Genomic DNA, 20,695 nt, shown 5'->3' on the forward strand with positions numbered 1-20,695 from the left:
CATTTCTACTACAAGGCAACGTAAAATCACTCGCGGCACTCCCCTCCGTCAACAAGTGTCTTGATTTTAGTTAATTTGTTGATATTAAATACTTTTAATTAAAAGCCGAGAATAACGGCAACCTTGTTGAAACCCGCGCCCCTGCTCTATTTACACTACTTTTCTAGCTATAATGCACATGGTTATCCACAGGAATAGTGGATAACTCGCAGTACCCCATAAGGGGCGGGAGTTAGGCAAAGGACACTTTTCCGTTTGCAGTGGCATTGCAGTCATTTTTTTAGTTACTTTTTCAAAAAAATTTCGCATCGCTTATAACAATTAATGCTAAAAAAGTGCATAAAAAAAATGATATTTCGGACTGTTGACAAAGTCCCTTTTTAGCTTAAGCGGACAGGGTTTTACAGTACATCGGATAAACGGTCACTGACTCACTCGGCAAGCTGTGTCAAGTCAAGATATTGCGCTAGTCGCTGTTGCTCAATCTGCGGTAAATGGGGAATTTCCCCCAACAACGGGGCTGGCAACATACGGCAAAGCGTCGCAAGATACTCCTGATGGCGTTTTCCCGGTTTAATGACCTGATTGGCTATCCAACCTGCCAGGGGTAGCCCCGCTTGCTGAACGGCCTGAGCGGTAAGCACTGCATGGTTGATACAACCCAGTTTGATCCCAACCACCAGAATCACCGACAAGCGTTCCTGGCGCACCCAATCGGCAAGCGTATAGCGTTCGCAAAGTGGGGTAAACCATCCCCCGGCCCCTTCCACCAGCAACCACTCGGCCTGTTGTTCAAGGTGACGTAAACCACTAGAAAGTCGAGCCAGAGAGATGGGGATCCCTTCATGTTGGCTGGCAATATGGGGTGAGGTTGCCTCAGCAAAGGTGTATGGATTCACATCGGTATAATCCAGCGCCATACTGCTGTTTCTCTGCAGAGCCAATGCATCACTATTACGCCACCCCTCAGCGGTCATTTCACTGCCTGAAGCCACTGGCTTATAACCAGCACAGCAAAACCCTGCCGCCTGAGCCGCCTGTAACAGAGCACTGCTGGCGACCGTTTTCCCCACTTCCGTATCCGTTCCCGTCACAAACCAACGTTTAATCACGATAAATGACTCCATAAACCAGATGATAACTGAGAGGGTACTGCCCCTGTTGGCAGGAGTAAGCCGCTTGCAATGCCGCTAAACGCTGGCGAGAAAGCAACCCGCTATCACGGCCCTGATGTAAATGGGTGGCACCAATCCCCTTCAATGAGCGCATCAGTGTCATAACATCAGGGTAATGCAGGGTTTGCCAGGCAGGTTGCAGCTCATGACGATAGTGCTGACAAGCAGCACTAATCTGTGCGACAGGCAGGAAATCATTCACATGGCGTTCACCATCAACCTGCTGCCAGGCAGCCGCCAATTCATGTAATGTGCCCTGTGCCAAGGTAGCGAATAAAATCACCCCACCCGGCCGTGTCACCCGGTACAGTTCCGCCAATACCTGAGGCAGAGAGCTGCACCACTGCACCACCAGGCTGCTAAAACAGATATCCACAGAGGCATCTGGCAGCGGGACATTCTCGATATCCCCCAGTAAGTAGTGATCAGCCACCTGCTGCTGGCGGGCAAAAGCCAACATACCCGGCGCCAGATCCAGCGCAGTCACCTGCTTACCCAAGTTGCGCCAACGACGGCTGAAATAACCGGTGCCACAGCCAGCATCCAATACCGATTGGCCAGGGTGATGAGCCGCCATCGCGATTAAGCGTTCTCCTACCTCCCGTTGTAACACGGCCGCCACATCATAACTTTTTGCTGCCCGGCTGAAGGCCGCGGCCACCGCCTGCTTGTTCACCCCCTCAAACACAGATGTCATGTAACACCTCTAGCAAACGTTCGATATCTTCTGTTTGGTGCGCCGCAGTCAGTGTAATGCGCAAGCGCGCGCTACCCGGTGGCACTGTTGGCGGACGGATAGCGCTAACCCAAATCCCCTGCTCACGCAGACGTTGGGCCAAAACCAGCGTTTGCTGGTTATCCCCCACCACTAACGGTTGAATTGCGGTGTCTGAGTCCGTTAACTTCAGTGGCAGGCTGGCAACCCCGGCGCGAAAGCGTTGGATATGGCGCTGTAATTGAGCCCGTAACTCGTCCCCCTGTTGGACACAATGTAATGCGGCCTGCAAGGCACAAGCCTGGGCCGGGGGCATCGCCGTGCTATAAATCAGATGGCGTGCAAATTGCAGCAAGTATTCTGCCAAGGGTTCATCACATAACACCGCCGCACCACTGACACCAAAGGCTTTGCCAAAAGTGACCACCAAGATCTCCGGGCGTACCCCCTGCTGCCAGCAACTACCGCGCCCTTGTGCACCACGCACGCCAATACCGTGCGCATCGTCCACCATCAGCCAGCCCCCCGCCTGGTGGGTTAAGTGCTGTAATTCCGCCAGCGGTGCGCTGTCACCATCCATACTGAAGATCCCTTCGGTGATCACCAGTTGTTGGCCTGTACAGGCTTTTTGCAGTAACGAGGCTAGCGAGTGTGGCTGGTTATGATGAAAACGCCGCAATTGTGCGGGTGAGTGCATCGCCGCTTCTAACAGTGAGGCATGGCTGAGTCTGTCGGCTAACAGGCAATCGCCAGCCTGCATTAAGGCCGCCAGGACCGCCTGATTAGCGGCATAACCGGAGATAAACAGCAAAGCGCGTGGATACCCCAGCCACTGGGCCAGTTGCTGCTCTAATTCATGGTGAGCCTGGCTAAACCCGGTCACATGCCCAGAGCCGCCACTCCCCACACCATAGTGCACCGCACCCTGCTGCCAAGCGGCAATCACCTCAGCATGTTGGCTGAGCCCAAGGTAATCATTACTGGAAAAGTTGAGATACTGCTGACCGTTGCATTGCAGGTAGCGCCCATTACCGCCCTGATTGACCTGCCGTTGTCGATAAGCGGCATGCTGCCGCCGCTCATTCAGCGCCTGTTCAATACGTTGTTGCCAGCTCATCAGCGTGCCGCGTTGTAAAATTCGGCGGTATCGGCGCTGAGCAGTTGTTCTGCCAAGATCTGCTGCTGTTGCTTGTCACCCTGCTCAATGGAGGTTTGCTGCGGGTTAAGCCCCAATTTGCGGAACAACTGCCGATCTTTATCTTCTTCTGGATTGGGCGTGGTGAGTAATTTACAGCCATAGAAGATGGAGTTGGCCCCAGCCATAAAGCACATAGCCTGAGTCTGTTCACTCATCTGCTCACGACCCGCTGACAGGCGGACATAAGAGCTGGGCATCATAATCCGCGCAATAGCGATAGTGCGGATAAAATCAAAGGGATCGACATCGTCGTTATCCGCCAGTGGTGTCCCCTTCACTTTCACCAACATGTTGATTGGCACGCTCTCAGGTGGGGTTGGCAAATTAGCTAACTGCACCAGCAACCCGGCGCGGTCAGCGACGGTTTCCCCCAAGCCGACAATGCCGCCGGAACAGACTTTGATCCCGGCATTACGCACGGTGTCGAGGGTATCCAGGCGCTCCTGGTAGCTGCGCGTGGTGATGATGCTGGAGTAAAATTCTGGCGAGGTGTCAAGATTATGGTTGTAGTAATCCAACCCGGCGTCAGCCAAGCGCTCGGCCTGACTAGGGTCTAGGGTACCCAGCGTCATACAGGTTTCCATCCCCATGGCTTTTACCCCCTGTACCATCTGCTGCAGATAAGGCATATCACGCTCGTGCGGGTTCTTCCAGGCGGCACCCATGCAGAAACGGCTTGACCCGGCTGCTTTGGCCTGACGCGCCGATGCCAAAACCTGCTCCACCTGCATCAACCGTTCAGTCTCCAGGCCGGTTTTATAACGCGAACTTTGCGGGCAGTATTTACAATCTTCCGGACAAGCGCCGGTTTTTATCGATAGCAGTGTACTTACTTGGACTTGTTGTGGGTCAAAATGTTGGCGGTGAACGGTTTGTGCTTGGTATAGCAATTCCAGCAGCGGTTTATCAAACAGGGCTTGGGCTAGCCCCACGGTCCAGTGGATACGATCGGCCATTGACTGCAACTCCCAATATGAAAAGTGTCGCCAGTGTAAATATTGCGGCTATACTGTCAACCATTCTATTTATTTTTGGTTTACGGTTAATGTCTCTCTCCCCCTGCGATATTGAATTTGATCGACGCCATATCTGGCACCCCTACACCTCCATGACTAAGCCGCTGCCCTGCTACCCGATTACCGCCGCCAGTGGCGTGGAATTGCAACTGGCCGATGGCCGGCAACTGGTGGATGGCATGTCTTCATGGTGGGCCGCCATTCACGGTTACAATCATCCGCAACTCAATCAGGCCGCAACACAGCAGTTGCAGAAAATGTCACATGTGATGTTCGGGGGTATTACCCATCCCGCTGCCATTGCCCTGTGCCGTAAATTGCTGGCGATGACACCCGACGCGCTGCAATGTGTATTTCTGGCTGATTCAGGTTCCGTGGCGGTGGAAGTGGCGCTGAAAATGGCGCTGCAATATTGGCAGGCCCGTGGAGAGCGGCGACAACGTATTTTGACCCTACGCCAGGGCTATCATGGTGATACCTTTGGCGCGATGTCGGTATGCGACCCAGATAATTCCATGCATAGCCTGTATCAGGGGTATCTTGCACCGCATCTGTTTGCCACCGCGCCTCAATGTCGCTTCGACGCCCCCTGGGACGAGCAGGACATCGCGCCATTTAATACCCTGCTAGAGCAACATGCGGGAGAGATTGCTGCGGTGATCCTCGAACCTATCGTTCAAGGGGCGGGGGGGATGCGTATCTATCACCCTAACTATGTTAAACGCGTGCGTGAACTGTGCGACCAGCACCAGATTTTGTTAATAGCTGATGAGATTGCCACCGGGTTTGGCCGTACCGGCAAGCTGTTTGCCTGTGAACATGCGGATGTCGTGCCTGATATTCTCTGTTTGGGCAAAGCGCTGACTGGGGGATATATGACCCTTTCTGCTACCCTCACCACCCGCCATGTGGCAGAAACCATCAGTGAAGGTGCCGCAGGCTGTTTTATGCATGGCCCAACCTTTATGGGAAATCCTCTGGCCTGTGCGGTTGCCTGCGCCAGCCTGACACTGCTCGAGGATAATCTTTGGCAACAGCAAGTGCGTGACATTCAAAACCAGCTAAAGCAGCAGCTACTCCCTCTCACAGCTCTGCCCAAGGTGGCGGATGTCCGGGTGCTCGGTGCTATTGGCGTGGTAGAAATGCGCCAGCCAGTGGATGTAGCGGCGCTACAACGTGGTTTTGTCGAGCGAGGTGTGTGGATCCGGCCATTCGGCAAACTGATTTACCTGATGCCGCCTTATATCATCACCCCAGAACAACTTTCGCGTCTAACTGCAGCCATTGCGGCCGCGGTGGCGTGAGAAAATGTGAGTATAGAACCGCACCGTGATCGGCATAATGATTGCGGTGCGCAGGATTACCCTCTGAATAAAGCACAATTTTTGCGCATTGCAGTTTTGACCACAGCCAAAGTTAATTCTATAATATTGTGAATTAAGAGCAAAAAAGCCACATAAGGCACAATATATTGGATTTAAGCCTAAGAAAACCCGATGAGATCGTTAAGCGGATCTGTGAGCGTCTGCGCACTGAGCGGTTAGCGCTACAGATGACGCAGGCTGATGTCGCGGCACGCGCCGGTATTAGCAGCAATACCGTGTCTAATCTTGAGGCAGGGCGCAATGTCGGGTTCGAAAATCTAGTCCGTGTAGCGATGGTTCTTGGGCGCAGCCAGGAACTCGAAGCCTTGTTCCTACCAAAATTGGACAGCCTTGAAGATATTTTCCGCTACGAAAACAGCGCGAAACGTCATCGTGTCAAGAGGAGGTTCGACAATGCTTGAGCAAGTCAATGTCTACTACAATGGCTGGGGTGAACATTGGCACTGGGGCTCGCTGGTTTCGACGACAGTGATCACCGGCCGCCCACTGATTCTGTTTGAATACAGCCAGGAAGCGAAGCAGAAAGGGTTGGAACTGTCGTCTTTTAAGCTACCATTGGCAGGAACGCCGTTACGCAGAGACTTTCCGCCCCACCAGTTGGGGCTACCCGGACCCGTCTATGATGCTCTCCCTGACGGTTGGGGGATGCTGCTGATGGATCGTTTGTTCAAACGCCGTGGCCTCAATGCAGCACGTATCGGGCCACTGGAGCGGCTGACTTACATTGGCAACCATGCCATGGGGGCCATGTCATTCGAGCCTGTCGCACCCGAGGGGCTGGAGATGGAAGGGGATATCTCCATTGATCGACTTGCGGCAGAAGTGCAAGAAGTCCTCAAGGGTGAAGGTGGGGCATTCCTGCAAAAATTACTGTTGGTAGGCGGCTCTCCACAAGGTGCCAGACCCAAGGCTTTGGTCTATCGCGACCCCCAAACCGGCACTTTTACCACTACGTCTACGCCAGGCTTTGAAGCTTGGTTGATCAAATTTCCTGCTCAACAAGAACATCCCGAAGTCTGTGCCATAGAGATGGTCTATGCCGAATGCTTACGCCTGTGTGGCATTCAGACGCCTGAGACGCACTATTTCAGCCTGCCCAATGGGTTAGCGGCCTTCGCGACCAAACGCTTTGATCGGCATGGGGCTTTGCGCGTGCCTATGCAAAGTCTTGCCGCCTTTACTGGTGCTGATTTCACCACACCAGGGTCGTTAGATTACGTTAATTTCTTGCGGGCCACCCAAATGTGCACTAATGATGTGCGGGAGAAAGCACTCGCATTTGAGCGTGTGGTTTTCAATGTGGTGTTCAACAACCGAGACGATCATCCCAAGAATTTTTCCTATCTTATGTCACCCTCTGGTGAGTGGAAATTGGCACCAGCGTATGACGTCACGTTCTGTGAAGGCCCAGGGGGGTATCATCAGATGGATGTGATGGGCGAAGCACTGGAAATTCACCGTGAGGCTATGCTCCGGCTTGCCGAAGAAGCCGAGATGCCAGCCAATATAGCGAGTACCCTGATTGACCGATTTTGCGATGTGGCGGGCCAGTTTGCCACTTTAGCCAAGCAGATGTATCCCCAAGCGATCACCCCAGGCACGTTACAAACTATCCAGCAGCGAATCGATGAGAATATCAACTTGCTTGGTCGCTAAAAACCACTGACTTGGCTGTATATTCTTGCCGCAAAACAATCTAGGCTCATTGACTTAAAGAACGATATGGGAGAGTGGTTATGACGTTTCGTTTATACAGTAATGATCTGCAGAATGGGGCCAAAATGCCTGAACTACAGGTATTTAACGGCATGGGCTACCAAGGGGGTAACCTCTCCCCTCACCTGACTTGGGATGGCGTACCCGCGGGTACCAAAAGCTTTGCTATCACCGTATTTGATCCCGATGCCCCTACCGGCTCTGGCTGGTGGCACTGGGTGGTGGCCAACATTCCGGCAACCGTAACCGAACTGCCGCAGGGTGCCGGTTCTGGCAAACCTGGGCTACCCAAGGGAGCGATACAGACCCGTACCGATTTTGGTAAAGCCGGTTACGGTGGTGCGGCTCCGCCACAAGGAGAAAGTCATCGTTATCATTTCACTGTTCACGCACTGGATGTGGAAAGTATCCCGGTGGATGAAGAAGCCAGTGGCGCCATGGTCGGCTTCAATATTCACTTCCATAGCCTTGGCAAAGCGACACTGACCGTGACCTACTGTTGATCCATCGCCCAGGGCAGGCACCAAGGCCTGCTCTGGTCTTGCTATAGATCAGTGAGCCAGCACACTCACCCACATTGGGCCTTGCCCTACCGGGTAACGCCCCAGAGCCGATAACTGCCCCTGATGCGGATCAATGCCATAAACCGTGATATGACCTGATTTCTGCCCTGCAGCAATCAAAAAATGGCCGCGGTGGTCGATATTAAAACCACGGGGCTGTTGTTCCGTTGCCTGATGTCCAACTAAGGTAATGTTATCCCCTTGCGGCGAAACGGCGAAAATCGTCAGGATACTGGCGGTACGATCACAGGTATATAGGAAGCGGCCATTAGGCGTGAGATGAATATCCGCCCCCCAACGAGTACCGTTGAAATCAGCAGGCATCATATCCAGGGTTTGCACTAGGGTGTAAGGGCCCCCATGCTCACCACAGGCCAAAACATCAACAGTGCTATCCAGTTCATTGAGACAATAAGCGAACTGACCATTAGGATGGAATGCCATATGACGTGGCCCAGCACCAACCGCAGTGGCAACCGCCTCCGGAGTCTCAGGGGTCAATACGCCGTCCTGATGCAGATTAAAAAGACGAATACGATCTTCTTTCAAGCAGGGGATCAATAGCCGTTGATTAGTCGAGTCAATATTGGCTGAGTGCGGGGCGGTCAAACCATCAACCTGCTGGATGGGAGCTCCCACTACACCATCATGACCTATGGGACTGACGGTGACGCAGTTGTCGTTATAGGAAGCAGAAAACAGGTAACGGCCTTGCAAATCGGTGGCGATATGGGTCGGGCTGCCAGGTAATGGGGCCATCCCCGCCTCCTGCAGTTTACCAGCAGCATCAATACGGTAACTGACGATACCCAATGCCGGGCGTACCCCAATATACAGGTGGCTATTATCCGGGTGAATGGCCATCGGTTGCCCCTGCCCTGGTACATCCACCGTCTGCTCTAACGTCAACGCGCCCTGAGAGTCTAACTGCCAAACATGGATCTGCTGGCTTTCCGGGCTAGCGACATAAACGATTTGCTTCATTTGCTTTCCTTAATGAGAAAGAGTAACCGATTGTGTTCTTTAGCTTACCTGACATCGTTGACATGACAACCCCCGTCTAACACCGGGTTTTGTCAAACCGCCGTTAGGTGTACCATCGGTATTATCGCTTTACTTACCTCATGGGGTCACGATGAACTACCGTATTATTGCCCTCGATTTAGACGGCACACTGCTAGATAAGCAGAAACGCATTTTGCCACAATCACTGGCTGCCTTGGCGCAAGCCCGTGCCGCCGGCGTCAAGGTGGTGGTGGTCACGGGTCGCCATCATGTTGCCATTCACCCGTTCTATCAGGAATTGCAACTCGATACCCCGGCTATTTGCTGTAACGGCACCTACCTGTACGATTTCCAGCAAAAAAAAGTGCTAACTGCCGACCCCATGCCGAAGGAGCAGGCCCGGCAAGTATTACAACGGCTGAAACAGAGTGATATTCACGGCCTGCTCTATGTTGATGATGCCATGCTGTATCAAACCCCCAGTGGTCATGTGCTGCGCACCCAAACCTGGGCGAAAAGTTTACCGGAAGCACAACGCCCTACCTTGTTGCACGTCAATAGTCTGCAGCAAGCGGCTGATGACGCGCAGTCCATCTGGAAATTTGCCGTCTCACACGGAGATATCTCTGTACTGCGCCAGTTTGCCGAAACGGTGGAGAACGAGTTGGGGCTAGCTTGTGAATGGTCATGGCACGATCAGGTAGACATCGCCAAAAACGGTAACAGCAAAGGTAAACGGCTGCAACAGTGGGTGGAATCACAAGGATTAAAGATGGAGCAGGTGGTTGCCTTTGGCGACAACTACAATGATTTAAGTATGCTTGAAGCCGTCGGGCTCGGTGTTGCCATGGGTAACGCAGATGACGCAGTCAAAGAACGCGCTGATTTGGTGATCGCCGACCACTTACAACCGGGTATTGCAGAGGTGATCCGTACCCGAGTTCTGAGTTAATCCGCAAAACGGAGAAGTGTGTTGCCCCCTTCTCCGTCTGCTTTCAACTCCCTTCACGGCTCATGGATACGCTCTTGACCTGCGCATAAAGCCATTGACCGGGTTTGATGGTCAAATCGTCACGTGCCCAAGGAGTAATACGTGCCCAGAGAATATGCTCCCCGATGGCTAGCTTCACCTCAACCTGGCCATCCACATCCAGGCATTCCAGCACTTTAGCCGGTAAAATATTGCGAATGCTGCTATTGGTGGGGGGTTGTAGAACCAATGAGACATCGGCAGCGTTGATGCGAATACGCAACCGGGTACCGATGGGGAGATCAATAGCACTAACCCACAGCAGTTGATCACCGAGCGCCAAGGCACTCATTGCATAATGTTCATGCCGCTTGATGACACTCACGCTCAGCACGCTACTCTGGTCTTCACGCTGCAACCAAGGGCGCAAGGCACTGCTGGCCCAGACTTCCTCCACCCCACCCACTGCACGTACCTGGCCATTATCCAACACCATGACTTGCTGCGCTAAGCGTAAGATTTCATCCATGCTATGGCTAACGTAGAGGATCGGGATATTCACCTGTTTTGCCAACCGTTCCAGATAGGGTAACAACTCGCGTTTGCGCGGTATATCGAGAGATGCCAAAGGCTCATCCATCAACAGCAATTGCGGTGCGCTAAGCAACGCCCGGCCAATCGCTACCCGCTGTTTTTCTCCGCCGGAAAGTGTCAACGGCAAGCGGTTAAGTAATGGTTCAATCCCCAGCAAGGCGACAATATCATCAAACTGACCGCGACTGCTGGCTGCCATACCGTATTGCAGGTTGCCACGTACTCGATAGTGCGGGAACAGGCGTGCATCCTGGAACACATAACCTATGCGCCGTTTTTCCGGTGCAAGACAGACTCCGTTGGTGGTATCGAGCAGAGTATGTCCATTAAGAACAATGCGCCCCTGTTGTACCGGCGTCAAACCAGCGATCGCATTAATTAATGAGGTTTTACCCGCTCCAGAAAGCCCAAAGATGGCAGTAATCCCTTGAGCGGGCAGATTAGCCTGTATCTTGAGATTAAGTGCACCCAGTTGCTGGCAAAAATCCAGTTCTAACATCTATAGCCCCATACGCTTGCGGCCCCAACGGGCCAGCCATTCCGAGGTCATCAAAGCAGCCATCGCCAGCACAATAGCAATCACGCATAAACGGGCAGCCGCCGCTTCAGCACCAGGTGTTTCTATCAAGGTATACATCGCCAGCGGGATAGTCCGAGTTTCACCAGGAATATTGGAAACAAAGGTGATAGTGGCACCAAACTCACCCAAAGAGCGCGCAAACGCCAGCACCACCCCGACGATCACCCCCGGCAAGGAGAGCGGTAACGTGATGGTAAAAAAAACCCGCCAAGGATTGGCCCCCAGGGTGCGGGCGGCTTGTTCCAGGCGAATATCCACCGCTTCAAGCGCCAAACGAATGGCGCGCACCATCAGCGGAAAGGCCACCACAGCCGACGCCAGAGCCGCACCACGCCAACTGAAGCTAAAGCTGAAACCAAACCATTGGTACAGCCATTCACCAATAAACCCACGTCGCCCCATGGCGATCAGCAACAGGTAACCCACCACCACTGGCGGCAGAACTAAAGGCAAATGAACAATACTGTCCAACAAGGATTTACCCGGGAAGTGACAACGCACTAAAACCCAGGCCATCAGAATGCCCAGCGGCAAACTGCAGATCACCGCCAAGCTAGAGACTTTCAGGCTGAGCTCAATGGCCTGCCATTCATATTCGCTTAATATCATTTACGCGCTGTAAATCCGAAACGTTCAAAAATAGCCGTGGCTTGCGGCCCCTTGAGATACTCATAAAAAGCGGTAACAGCGGGTGTCTGGCGCTGTTTGACTATTGCCATCGGATACTCAACAGGTTGATGGCTCTGTTCAGGGAAGATCCCCACCACTTTCACCTTATCGCTGGCGACAGCATCAGAACCGTAGACAATGCCCAACGGCGCTTCCCCCCGTTCAACCAGCACCATCGCACTACGCACATTATTCCCTCGGGCTAATTGAGGCTCTAACGCCTCCCAGGCTCCCAGATGTTGCAGCGCTTGTTTGGCGTAGATACCGGCCGGGACGTGATCAGGGTCACCCACCGCTAAACGGCTACCGTTTAACAATTTAAGCCAATCGGTTTGCGGGTTGATGTCGATTTTATCTTGCTTGGCGGACTTAGCGGCAATCAGCACCAGTTCATTACCGAGTAGCGTGTAGCGCGTCTCGGCGACCATCAACTGTTTGCCGATGGCGTAATCCATCCATTGCTGATCAGCGGCGATAAATATATCCGCGGGTGCGCCTTGTTGAATCTGGCGCGCCAGGGTCGAAGAGGAAGCAAACGAAGAGACCACCTCAACCCCTTGTGTTTTCTGATACTCGGTGGCGATCTCTTGCAGCGCATTGGTTAACGAGGCCGCGGCAAAAACGGTGATTTTCTCTGCCGCCACCGCCGGCATAGTCAGACCAGAAGCCAGCGTGATACCTGTAATCCACTTGATCCATTGCTGTTTCATGGTTGATTTTCCCATCGGTTAATCTCATCGTTATGTAAATGATGATATAGCGATAGACCCAGAATTGTCATGAGGTTTATGGGTAAAACGAGAGGTATCGCGAAGTTAAACGTAAAAACCCCGCCAACATCATAAGCGGGGAGAGGAGATTAGCGGTGATCTTCTTTAGGATGACCCAATTTGGAGAAGACGTTGAACACCTCACCCAAGGCATAGATGAGCCCCAAAATAACGGCCATCACCACCGGCACCATGACCACAGCAAACACCAGACTTTTCAATAACTCTAACATGGGGACCTCACTTAACAGCCTTGCAAACAGTGCTACAAAGGTTACTGTAAACCAAAATGGTCAAAAACGCGCTTATTTTAACGACTCCCAGGGCAGGATAAGCAGCTAAACGTGCTCTGTTGGCAGTGTTGAGCAAATCAGCGACAATAGACAGGTTGTCATCAGGCGACCCATTGGAGTTCACTATGCAGGCCGAGATCCTTCTCACCTTGAAGCTTAAGCAAAAACTGTTCGCAGACCCACGCCGTATCGCCCTGCTCAAACAAGTGGTACAGACTGGCTCGATCAGTCAAGGGGCCAAACTGGCCGGGATCAGCTACAAAAGCGCCTGGGATGCCATTAATGAAATGAACCAACTGGCGGAGCAAACCGTGGTGGAACGAGCCACAGGCGGCAAGGGGGGGGGCGGCGCACAGGTGACACACTATGGGCACCGTTTGATCCAGCTTTATGACTTGCTAGGTCAGATCCAGCAAAAAGCCTTTGATGTGTTGCAACAGGATAATTTGCCGCTGGATAGCCTACTGGCAGCCATTGCCCGTTTCTCGCTGCAAACCAGCGCTCGCAACCAGTTTTTCGCTACGGTGATTGAACGCGACCATCGACAGGTCCAGCAAGCTATCCACCTGCTGCTGGCAGACGGCCACACCCGACTGACTGCCGCCGTGACACAGCAAAGTGCCGAACGGTTGCAATTGACCCCGGGCAAAGAGGTACTGGCGCTGATTAAAGCACCTTGGGTAAAAATCAGTACTGACGCTGCGTTGCACGGTTTGGCAGACAATGTTCTGCCTGGCACGGTGGCCAATATTCAACCGGGCAATGATCACAGTGAAGTGTTGCTCACCCTCACCGGGGGAGAAACGCTCTGCGCCACAATCAGCAACCAAGAGTTAGCCCAATTGAAACTGCGCCAAGGGATGGCAGTCCATGCGCTGTTCAATGCCGACCGCGTTATTGTCGCTACGTTGTGTTAGCCGCTATGGTGTGTTAGCCGCTACGTAGCGTTAGTCGCTATGTTGCGTTAACGGCAATATCACGTTGCATTATTGCCGATTGACATCTCTTTCTGATGCGAATATTTCTAAAGCTAATCAATACCCAATAGAGAATAAATGATGTCCTCGTTGCAAATTTCGCAAGCTTTATTCCGGTTAAGCGACACTCGCACTTTATCCTTGCCTCAACTGAATATTCAGTCAGGTGACTGCTGGGCTTTTGTCGGTGCTAATGGCAGCGGGAAGTCAGCCCTGGCGCGGGCGCTGGCTGGTGATCTGACCTTACTGAACGGGGCATACCGCCATGATTTCCGCAATGTGGTACGGATCTCCTTCGAGCAATTACAAAAACTGGTCAGTGATGAATGGCAGCGCAACAATACCGACCTGTTAAGCCCCGATGAGGACGACACTGGTCGCACTACCGCAGAAATCATTCAGGAGGATATTCAGGATGATCAGCGCTGCACACAACTTGCCGCACAGTTTGGCATCGCACCGCTGTTGGCGCGCCGCTTCAAATACCTCTCTACCGGCGAAACACGCAAAACGTTATTATGCCGTGCTCTGATGCCAGCCCCTGATTTATTAATTCTTGATGAACCTTTTGATGGATTGGATAACCAGTCACGTGCCCAGCTTGCCACCTTGCTAGGAGAACTAGCCCAACAGGGGGTGACGCTGGTGCTGGTCCTTAACCGCTTTGATGAAATCCCGAATTTTATTCAACAAGTAGGGGTATTGGCAGATTGTACCTTGACCAGCCAAGGGCCACGGGAACAGGTGATGGCTGACGCGCTGGTGGCCCAATTGGCACACAGCGAAAATCTCAGCAACCTTTCGTTGCCTGAAACCGAAGATCCCACCCTGAATATTCCCCTGCCAACAACCAACCCATTGATTGTCTTGCGTGATGGTATCGTCAGCTATAATGATCGCCCCATTCTCCATCGCCTCAGTTGGCAGGTTAATCCCGGCGAACACTGGCAGATCGTCGGCCCCAATGGAGCCGGTAAATCGACACTGCTCAGCCTGATTACCGGTGACCACCCTCAAGGTTATAGCAACGACCTGACGCTATTTGGCCGTCGGCGTGGCAGTGGCGAAACCATTTGGGAAATCAAACGCCATATTGGATATGTCAGTAGCAGCCTGCATCTGGATTATCGTGTCAGCGCCAGTGTACGTAACGTTATCCTATCGGGCTTCTTTGATTCCATTGGTATTTATCAAGCCGCATCCGAACGCCAACAACAGTTGACCTCACAGTGGTTACAGTTACTTGGATTCAATGAGGCATTGGGTAATGCGCCTTTCCATACACTCTCCTGGGGGCAACAGCGGTTAACCTTGATTGCTCGCGCACTGGTTAAACACCCGGCGTTGTTGATCCTGGATGAACCTTTGCAAGGTCTAGACCCGCTTAACCGCCAACTGGTCCGGCGCTTTATTGATGTGCTGATCCAGCAAGGGACGACTCAGTTGCTATTTGTTTCCCACCATAGTGAGGATGCACCGGAGTGTATCACCCACCGCTTGACCTTTATTCCAGATGGTGAAGGTTATCGCTATCAGCAAGAGGTCCTGATTGATAGCTATGCAAATGCCAGCAACAGCTAGTGGCAACGACCATCAATTAAGGGAGTAATAAGCATTGTTTAGACTCAGGGCTTTGCATCTGCAGGCTTGTGCTACTATCCCTTGTATGTCTGTAGTGAATCAAGTTACTGGCACTGAGTGTCATAGGCTTATTTTTAGGAATAGCGATTATGTGGGGTGTACTTTCAGCTTCGTTGTTTTTTCTGCCATTTAATCGGCTGATTGCCTTTGTCCTGTTGGTGGCAGCGATAGGAATTGGGGTTCACCACCAGATCCTCACCCCAACCAGTCTGGGTTGCCTGGCGATAATCGCCATCGGTATCTGGCTTCGACAACACTATCGCCAACAGCGCATGGTTTCTGTTGTACTCGAACTCTTTTTAGTGGCTTGCTCACTCGCCCTGTTTTATCACCTGATGCCTGGATTCAATAACCCCTTGATGGTGGAAAAGGCAAAACTGGGGCCACTGAGTTCTACTTATTCTCTGTACTACAACTTCGACAAGGCACTGGTGCCCTTCCTGCTAATGGCCTGCTTGCCAACGCTGTTCAATACTGACCAGCCAGACCGAGTTGTGGGTGTCAGTGCCTGGGTGGTCCTGGCGTTGTCTATCCCGGCGCTGCTGCTATTGGCGGTAGCTCTGGGTGGGCTGAAAATTGAACTGCATATGCCGCCGTGGATCCTGGCCTTTATCATGGCTAATCTGTTTTTTGTCTCTCTGGCTGAAGAAGCCCTGTTTCGTGGCTATTTACAACAACGTTGCAGCCGCTGGTTAGGCGCCTACCCGGCGCTGATCATCACCGCGTTACTGTTTGGCGCTGCACACTTTGCCGCCGGTTGGCTTATGGTGGTGTTTGCCACATTGGCTGGGTTGATCTATGGCCTAGCCTGGATGTGGAGTGGACGTCTATGGGTACCGGTACTTTTCCATTTTGCGCTTAATCTGACCCATCTCCTGTTTTTTACTTACCCCCTCTATCAGCACCCATAATCAGAACTGGCTGGCGGATATCTCGCTGGCCACTGACTCGGAGTGGAAGCGCTACCAAATATCTGTTCAAGCTAACGTGATAATAGCGTTAACTCAGCGAGTGCAAGGCGTGTAAACGCTCTCTTTTTTAGTGTTAGATCACCTTTTATCAGCGCTAATTATGCTATCTTTACGCCATCTTTTTTAACCTAAACCAGACGATAACTCATCATACCGAATGTGAAAGCGATTACATTCAATCTGATGAGTGATTAAAAGGATCGTTATGAACTGTTTTAACCCGATTGATCATCCGCACCGTCGTTTTAATCCGCTCACTGGCCAATGGGTATTGGTTTCACCGCACCGGGCCAAGCGTCCATGGCAAGGCCAGCAGGAATCCGCAATGGCGCAAACATTGCCAGCCCATGACCCAGACTGTTTTCTTTGCCCGGGCAATACTCGAGTCACAGGCGATAAAAATCCTGACTACCTAGGCACCTACGTATTTACCAATGACTTTGCTGCCCTGATGCAAGACACCCCTGCAGCCCCAGAAAGCCATGATCCGCTGCTGCGTTGTCAAAGTGCACGTGGTACCAGCCGCGTGATCTGTTTTTCTCCCGATCACAGTAAAACGCTGCCGCAGTTGACCATTCCTGAGCTAGAACAGGTGGTCGCTACCTGGCAACAGCAGACTGCTGATTTAGGGCGCAGCTACCCATGGGTACAAGTTTTTGAAAACAAAGGGGCCACCATGGGGTGCTCTAATCCTCATCCACATGGACAAGTCTGGGCTAACAGTTTCCTACCCAATGAAGCTGAGCGTGAAGACCAACTACAGCAGGAGTACTTCACTCAGCATCACTCCCCGATGCTGTTCGACTATGTCCAGCGTGAACAAGCCGATGGTAGCCGCACAGTGGTGGAAACTGAGCACTGGCTAGCCGTAGTGCCTTACTGGGCTGCCTGGCCATTTGAAACCCTGTTGCTACCAAAAGCAGCCGTACAACGGCTTAGCGAACTCTCGGCAGCACAAAGCAGCGATCTGGCTATCGCGCTGAAGAAACTCACCAGCCGTTATGACAATCTGTTTCAGTGCTCTTTTCCTTATTCTATGGGTTGGCATGGAGCCCCGTTCAATCATGCCGATACCCGCCACTGGCAATTGCACGCCCACTTCTACCCACCGTTATTGCGCAGTGCAACAGTACGGAAATTTATGGTGGGTTATGAAATGCTGGCGGAAACCCAGCGTGACTTGACGGCAGAACAGGCCGCAGAACATTTGCGCGCAGTCAGTGATGTCCATTTTCAATCTGTCGGAGCCTAATAATGAGTTTGAAAAAACATACCCACGACCTTTTTAACCAGCATTTTGGCTATGCCCCTACGCTGACGATTCAGGCTCCAGGTCGGGTCAACCTGATTGGTGAACACACTGACTATAATGACGGTTTCGTTCTCCCTTGTGCGATCGATTACCAGACGGTGATCAGTGCGGCACCACGCCATGATCGCCAAATCCGTGTGTTAGCTGCCGACTATCAAAATCAGCAGGATCAATTTTCGCTGGATAGCCCGATCATCAAACATCCTGACCTCCGTTGGGCTGACTATGTACGCGGTGTAGTAAAACATCTGCAAACACGTAATACCGAGTTTGCGGGTGCCGACCTGGTCATTAGCGGCAATGTACCGCAGGGGGCCGGGCTAAGTTCATCAGCATCATTGGAAGTCGCCGTTGGTCAGGCATTGCAAGCACTTTATCAGTTACCGCTGGATGGTGTTGCCTTAGCGCTTAATGGCCAAGAGGCGGAAAACCAGTTTGTCGGCTGTAATTGCGGCATTATGGATCAGTTGATTTCGGCACTGGGCAAGCAAGACCATGCCCTGTTGATCGACTGCCGCTCACTGGAAACTCAGGCGGTATCAATGCCAGCCGAGGTGGCCGTTGTCATTATCAATTCCAACGTCAAACGGGGGTTGGTGGACAGTGAATACAACACGCGGCGCAAACAATGTGAGGAAGCAGCCCGTTTCTTTGGTGTTAAGGCGCTACGCGATGTCACTTCAGCACAATTTTTAGCAGCTCAGCATCAACTGGATCCTACCGTCGCCAAACGTGCGCGCCATGTGATCAATGAAAACGAGCGTACCTTGGCGGCTGCTGCCGCATTAACCGCCGGTAACCTGAGCTTGATGGGGACACTAATGGCTGAATCGCACGCTTCAATGCGTGATGATTTTGAAATCACGGTACCGCCAATCGATACCTTGGTGACAATCGTGAAACAGGTGATTGGTGACCGTGGTGGGGTACGTATGACCGGTGGCGGTTTTGGCGGCTGCATTGTGGCACTGATGCCCGTAGATTTAGTCGAGCCAGTGCGTGCCACTGTCGCCCAGGAATACCCACGGCAAACCAATGGGCTGAAAGAAACTTTTTATGTCTGTAAACCATCACAAGGATCTGGCTTATGTTAACCAATAAACCTGCACTAGCCCCTGATGGGCAGCCATTCACCCTCACGACCCTGCGTAATAGCGGGGGAATGACTATCACCCTCATGGATTGGGGTGCGACTTGGCTTTCTGCCGTGTTGCCGCTGAAATCAGGCGAGAAACGCGAACTGCTGTTGGGCTGCCAATCTCCAGAACAGTATTTGCATCAAAGTGCTTATCTAGGGGCAACTGTCGGCCGTTATGCCAACCGCATTGCTAATGCCAAACTGTTGATCGCAGGCAAAACTTACCCCTTGATTGCCAATCAGGGACCTCACCAGTTACATGGCGGGCCCGGAGGTTTTCATGCGCGCCGCTGGCAAATTGTGGCACAAGATGAACAACACATCGTATATCAATTACATTCTCCCCATGGTGACCAAGGGTTTCCGGGGAATCTGGACGTCACACTCACCTATCGGTTGACCGACGACCATCGGCTGGAAATTGAGTATCAGGCGCAAACTGATCGCACTTGCCCCGTCAATCTGACCAACCATGCCTACTTCAACTTGGATGGTGCAGGACAAGACGCCAGGCAACAGCGTTTGCAACTGTTCGCCGACAGCTATCTACCGGTAGACAGCGAAGGGATCCCTTGTGCCGACCTGACCCCGGTCACTGATACCGGCATGGATTTCCGCCAACCGAAAACCATTCAGCAAGACTTACTGCGTGATCGCTGCCAACAACGGGTTAAAGGTTATGACCATGCCTATCTGCTGTCTCGTTCCTGTCAGGTATTGAGCAACCCTGCCGCCCATTTATGGTCAGCCGATGGTCAGGTCAAAATGACGCTATTCACAACGGCACCTGCAATACAGTTTTATAGTGGGAATTATCTAGCGGGAACACCAGCACGTGATGGCGGCAGCTACGACATTTACGCTGGCGTGGCACTGGAAAGTGAATTTTTGCCCGACAGCCCGAACCACCCAGAATGGCCGCAACCTGACTGTTGGTTACAACCCGGACAACGGTACCAGAGCGCCACACATTATCAGTTTGAGCCAATCGGTCACTCAGCTTGATTTAGCGTTAAAGGTTGACTGCTATAGTATAATGATTATCGTTATTATTATGATGACGCGTGATTAAGGAGTCAGGCTATGGCAACAACCAAGTTGGTACTGGTACGTCACGGTGAAAGTCTGTGGAACAACGAGAACCGCTTTACCGGTTGGTATGATGTTGATCTTTCAGATAAAGGCCGTAGCGAAGCCAAAGCAGCAGGTAAACTGTTAAAACAGGAAGGTTTCACTTTTGACTTTGCTTATACCTCGGTACTCAAGCGGGCTATCCACACATTGTGGCGTATTCTGGACGAACTGGACCAAGTCTGGTTGCCCACCGAAAAAACCTGGAAGCTGAATGAGCGCCACTACGGCGCATTGCAAGGGCTCAATAAAGCTGAAACCGCAGAGAAATATGGTGACGAGCAAGTGCTACAATGGCGCCGTGGTTTTGCCGTCACCCCACCAGCATTAACCAAAGCAGATGAACGCTACCCAGGGCATGACCCACGCTACTCTGCACTGAGCGAAAAAGAGCTGCCCCTAACCGAAAGCCTGGCATTAACCATTGAACGAGTGATCCCTTACTGGAACCAAGAGATCCTGCCGCGAATCAAACGCGGTGAACGCGTTATCGTTACCGCCCACGGCAACTCATTACGCGCCTTGGTGAAATATCTCGATAAGATGAGCGAAGATGAGATTATCGAGCTGAATATCCCAACGGGCGTCCCTTTGGTGTATGAATTCGATGAGCACTTCAACCCAGTTAAACGCTACTATCTGGGTAATGCTGACGAGATCGCTGCCAAAGCAGCGTTGGTAGCCAATCAGGGTAAAGCGAAGTAATCCCCGCTAACCGGCAGGACGTGCCCAGTATTGGCTGGGCACGGACACTGACGTTGACCACGGTTAGGCCCAGTTCGGTGACCTCGTTATGCTGATGAATTTTGGCCGCTGCTTTGAGCACTAACCGAGCTGCCTAACTGGCAGCCCCGCCAGGGGATCATTGAACCTCAT

The 20,695-nt window shown here is 52.2% G+C and carries 21 protein-coding genes; 12 read left to right on the forward strand and 9 right to left on the reverse strand.

The genetic code is table 11. The annotated features are described in order from the left end of the window. Positions 1-431: 431 nt before the first annotated feature. The 4 genes from bioD to bioB are packed head-to-tail and all read right to left on the reverse strand — an operon-like array spanning position 432 to position 4,044. Entirely contained in the window at positions 432-1,112 is a 681-nt protein-coding gene (gene bioD / locus IO95_RS18390; protein ID WP_023489221.1) for a dethiobiotin synthase, read from the reverse strand. Further along, on the reverse strand, positions 1,105-1,872 hold the full coding sequence (gene bioC / locus IO95_RS18395; RefSeq protein ID WP_023489220.1) for a malonyl-ACP O-methyltransferase BioC: 768 nt from the start codon (positions 1,870-1,872) through the stop codon (positions 1,105-1,107). The genes bioD and bioC overlap by 8 nt, the downstream gene beginning before the upstream one ends. Next, positions 1,856-3,007: an 8-amino-7-oxononanoate synthase gene (gene bioF, locus IO95_RS18400; RefSeq protein WP_023489219.1), complete on the reverse strand. Its 1,152-nt coding sequence runs from the start codon at positions 3,005-3,007 to the stop codon at positions 1,856-1,858. The genes bioC and bioF overlap by 17 nt, the downstream gene beginning before the upstream one ends. Continuing rightward, positions 3,007-4,044: a biotin synthase BioB gene (bioB, locus tag IO95_RS18405; protein ID WP_023489218.1), complete on the reverse strand. Its 1,038-nt coding sequence runs from the start codon at positions 4,042-4,044 to the stop codon at positions 3,007-3,009. Before bioB ends, bioF begins: the two co-directional genes overlap by 1 nt. An 89-nt stretch (positions 4,045-4,133) precedes the next feature. On the opposite strand from bioB, the gene bioA reads away from it, so the two are divergent. The 4 genes from bioA (at position 4,134) to IO95_RS18425 (ending at position 7,708) form a co-directional block, all read left to right on the forward strand. After that, a complete protein-coding gene (gene bioA / locus IO95_RS18410; protein ID WP_037386513.1) occupies positions 4,134-5,408 on the forward strand; it encodes an adenosylmethionine--8-amino-7-oxononanoate transaminase in 1,275 nt (424 codons plus the stop codon). 164 nt (positions 5,409-5,572) lie between these two features. After that, on the forward strand, positions 5,573-5,890 hold the full coding sequence (locus IO95_RS18415; RefSeq protein ID WP_037386494.1) for a helix-turn-helix domain-containing protein: 318 nt from the start codon (positions 5,573-5,575) through the stop codon (positions 5,888-5,890). Continuing rightward, the gene (locus IO95_RS18420; protein WP_023489215.1) at positions 5,883-7,145 is read left to right on the forward strand and encodes a type II toxin-antitoxin system HipA family toxin; all 1,263 of its coding nucleotides are present in this window, start codon (positions 5,883-5,885) and stop codon (positions 7,143-7,145) included. Before IO95_RS18415 ends, IO95_RS18420 begins: the two co-directional genes overlap by 8 nt. Positions 7,146-7,225: 80 nt before the next feature. Further along, complete coding sequence (locus IO95_RS18425) at positions 7,226-7,708, forward strand: kinase inhibitor (RefSeq protein WP_023489214.1); 483 nt, start codon at positions 7,226-7,228, stop codon at positions 7,706-7,708. Positions 7,709-7,756: 48 nt separating this feature from the next. Here IO95_RS18425 and pgl read toward each other — a convergent pair whose 3' ends face one another. Then, the gene (pgl, locus tag IO95_RS18430) at positions 7,757-8,752 is read right to left on the reverse strand and encodes a 6-phosphogluconolactonase (protein WP_023489213.1); all 996 of its coding nucleotides are present in this window, start codon (positions 8,750-8,752) and stop codon (positions 7,757-7,759) included. A 151-nt stretch (positions 8,753-8,903) separates the two neighbouring features. Here pgl and IO95_RS18435 point away from each other — a divergent pair, with 151 nt between their 5' ends. After that, positions 8,904-9,725: a pyridoxal phosphatase gene (locus IO95_RS18435; protein ID WP_023489212.1), complete on the forward strand. Its 822-nt coding sequence runs from the start codon at positions 8,904-8,906 to the stop codon at positions 9,723-9,725. Positions 9,726-9,768: 43 nt separating this feature from the next. Here IO95_RS18435 and modC read toward each other — a convergent pair whose 3' ends face one another. From modC to IO95_RS24345, 4 genes are all read right to left on the reverse strand, one after another. Further along, complete coding sequence (modC, locus tag IO95_RS18440; RefSeq protein ID WP_023489211.1) at positions 9,769-10,836, reverse strand: molybdenum ABC transporter ATP-binding protein ModC; 1,068 nt, start codon at positions 10,834-10,836, stop codon at positions 9,769-9,771. Next, positions 10,837-11,526 (reverse strand): molybdate ABC transporter permease subunit, encoded by a 690-nt coding sequence (gene modB / locus IO95_RS18445; RefSeq protein WP_023489210.1) that lies wholly within the window; start codon positions 11,524-11,526, stop codon positions 10,837-10,839. Then, positions 11,523-12,296, reverse strand: coding sequence for a molybdate ABC transporter substrate-binding protein (gene modA / locus IO95_RS18450; protein ID WP_023489209.1), 774 nt, complete (start codon positions 12,294-12,296; stop codon positions 11,523-11,525). Before modA ends, modB begins: the two co-directional genes overlap by 4 nt. Before the next feature lie 149 nt (positions 12,297-12,445). Next, positions 12,446-12,589 (reverse strand): AcrZ family multidrug efflux pump-associated protein, encoded by a 144-nt coding sequence (locus IO95_RS24345; protein WP_023489208.1) that lies wholly within the window; start codon positions 12,587-12,589, stop codon positions 12,446-12,448. Positions 12,590-12,774: 185 nt separating this feature from the next. Between IO95_RS24345 and modE the strand changes: the two genes are divergently transcribed. The 7 genes from modE to gpmA all read left to right on the forward strand — a co-directional run bounded on the left by modE (position 12,775) and on the right by gpmA (position 20,524). Then, positions 12,775-13,566, forward strand: coding sequence for a molybdenum-dependent transcriptional regulator (gene modE, locus IO95_RS18460; RefSeq protein WP_023489207.1), 792 nt, complete (start codon positions 12,775-12,777; stop codon positions 13,564-13,566). Between the two features lie 141 nt (positions 13,567-13,707). After that, a complete protein-coding gene (gene modF / locus IO95_RS18465) occupies positions 13,708-15,207 on the forward strand; it encodes a molybdate ABC transporter ATP-binding protein ModF (protein WP_037386515.1) in 1,500 nt (499 codons plus the stop codon). Between the two features lie 149 nt (positions 15,208-15,356). Beyond that, positions 15,357-16,178 (forward strand): CPBP family intramembrane glutamic endopeptidase, encoded by an 822-nt coding sequence (locus IO95_RS18470; RefSeq protein ID WP_023489205.1) that lies wholly within the window; start codon positions 15,357-15,359, stop codon positions 16,176-16,178. A 265-nt stretch (positions 16,179-16,443) separates the two neighbouring features. Then, a complete protein-coding gene (galT, locus tag IO95_RS18475) occupies positions 16,444-17,490 on the forward strand; it encodes a galactose-1-phosphate uridylyltransferase (RefSeq protein WP_037386499.1) in 1,047 nt (348 codons plus the stop codon). A 2-nt stretch (positions 17,491-17,492) separates the two neighbouring features. Then, the gene (gene galK, locus IO95_RS18480) at positions 17,493-18,644 is read left to right on the forward strand and encodes a galactokinase (protein WP_023489203.1); all 1,152 of its coding nucleotides are present in this window, start codon (positions 17,493-17,495) and stop codon (positions 18,642-18,644) included. Further along, complete coding sequence (gene galM, locus IO95_RS18485) at positions 18,638-19,693, forward strand: galactose-1-epimerase (RefSeq protein ID WP_023489202.1); 1,056 nt, start codon at positions 18,638-18,640, stop codon at positions 19,691-19,693. Before galK ends, galM begins: the two co-directional genes overlap by 7 nt. A gap of 78 nt (positions 19,694-19,771) precedes the next feature. Next, the gene (gene gpmA, locus IO95_RS18490; protein WP_023489201.1) at positions 19,772-20,524 is read left to right on the forward strand and encodes a 2,3-diphosphoglycerate-dependent phosphoglycerate mutase; all 753 of its coding nucleotides are present in this window, start codon (positions 19,772-19,774) and stop codon (positions 20,522-20,524) included. Positions 20,525-20,695 lie beyond the last annotated feature (171 nt).

The organism is Serratia sp. DD3, assembly GCF_000496755.2.

Excerpts from the sequence above, each read along its gene's own strand:
- bioF (WP_023489219.1), bottom strand. The coding sequence starts at position 3,007 with ATGAGCTGGCAACAACGTATTGAACAGGCGCTGAATGAGCGGCGGCAG.
- galK (WP_023489203.1), top strand. The coding sequence starts at position 17,493 with ATGAGTTTGAAAAAACATACCCACGACCTTTTTAACCAGCATTTTGGC.
- modA (WP_023489209.1), bottom strand. The coding sequence starts at position 12,296 with ATGAAACAGCAATGGATCAAGTGGATTACAGGTATCACGCTGGCTTCT.
- bioC (WP_023489220.1), bottom strand. The coding sequence starts at position 1,872 with ATGACATCTGTGTTTGAGGGGGTGAACAAGCAGGCGGTGGCCGCGGCC.
- IO95_RS18435 (WP_023489212.1), top strand. The coding sequence starts at position 8,904 with ATGAACTACCGTATTATTGCCCTCGATTTAGACGGCACACTGCTAGAT.
- IO95_RS18420 (WP_023489215.1), top strand. The coding sequence starts at position 5,883 with ATGCTTGAGCAAGTCAATGTCTACTACAATGGCTGGGGTGAACATTGG.
- galT (WP_037386499.1), top strand. The coding sequence starts at position 16,444 with ATGAACTGTTTTAACCCGATTGATCATCCGCACCGTCGTTTTAATCCG.
- galM (WP_023489202.1), top strand. The coding sequence starts at position 18,638 with ATGTTAACCAATAAACCTGCACTAGCCCCTGATGGGCAGCCATTCACC.
- IO95_RS18425 (WP_023489214.1), top strand. The coding sequence starts at position 7,226 with ATGACGTTTCGTTTATACAGTAATGATCTGCAGAATGGGGCCAAAATG.
- modB (WP_023489210.1), bottom strand. The coding sequence starts at position 11,526 with ATGATATTAAGCGAATATGAATGGCAGGCCATTGAGCTCAGCCTGAAA.
- IO95_RS24345 (WP_023489208.1), bottom strand. The coding sequence starts at position 12,589 with ATGTTAGAGTTATTGAAAAGTCTGGTGTTTGCTGTGGTCATGGTGCCG.
- modC (WP_023489211.1), bottom strand. The coding sequence starts at position 10,836 with ATGTTAGAACTGGATTTTTGCCAGCAACTGGGTGCACTTAATCTCAAG.
- gpmA (WP_023489201.1), top strand. The coding sequence starts at position 19,772 with ATGGCAACAACCAAGTTGGTACTGGTACGTCACGGTGAAAGTCTGTGG.
- pgl (WP_023489213.1), bottom strand. The coding sequence starts at position 8,752 with ATGAAGCAAATCGTTTATGTCGCTAGCCCGGAAAGCCAGCAGATCCAT.
- bioB (WP_023489218.1), bottom strand. The coding sequence starts at position 4,044 with ATGGCCGATCGTATCCACTGGACCGTGGGGCTAGCCCAAGCCCTGTTT.
- bioA (WP_037386513.1), top strand. The coding sequence starts at position 4,134 with ATGTCTCTCTCCCCCTGCGATATTGAATTTGATCGACGCCATATCTGG.
- IO95_RS18470 (WP_023489205.1), top strand. The coding sequence starts at position 15,357 with ATGTGGGGTGTACTTTCAGCTTCGTTGTTTTTTCTGCCATTTAATCGG.
- modF (WP_037386515.1), top strand. The coding sequence starts at position 13,708 with ATGTCCTCGTTGCAAATTTCGCAAGCTTTATTCCGGTTAAGCGACACT.
- modE (WP_023489207.1), top strand. The coding sequence starts at position 12,775 with ATGCAGGCCGAGATCCTTCTCACCTTGAAGCTTAAGCAAAAACTGTTC.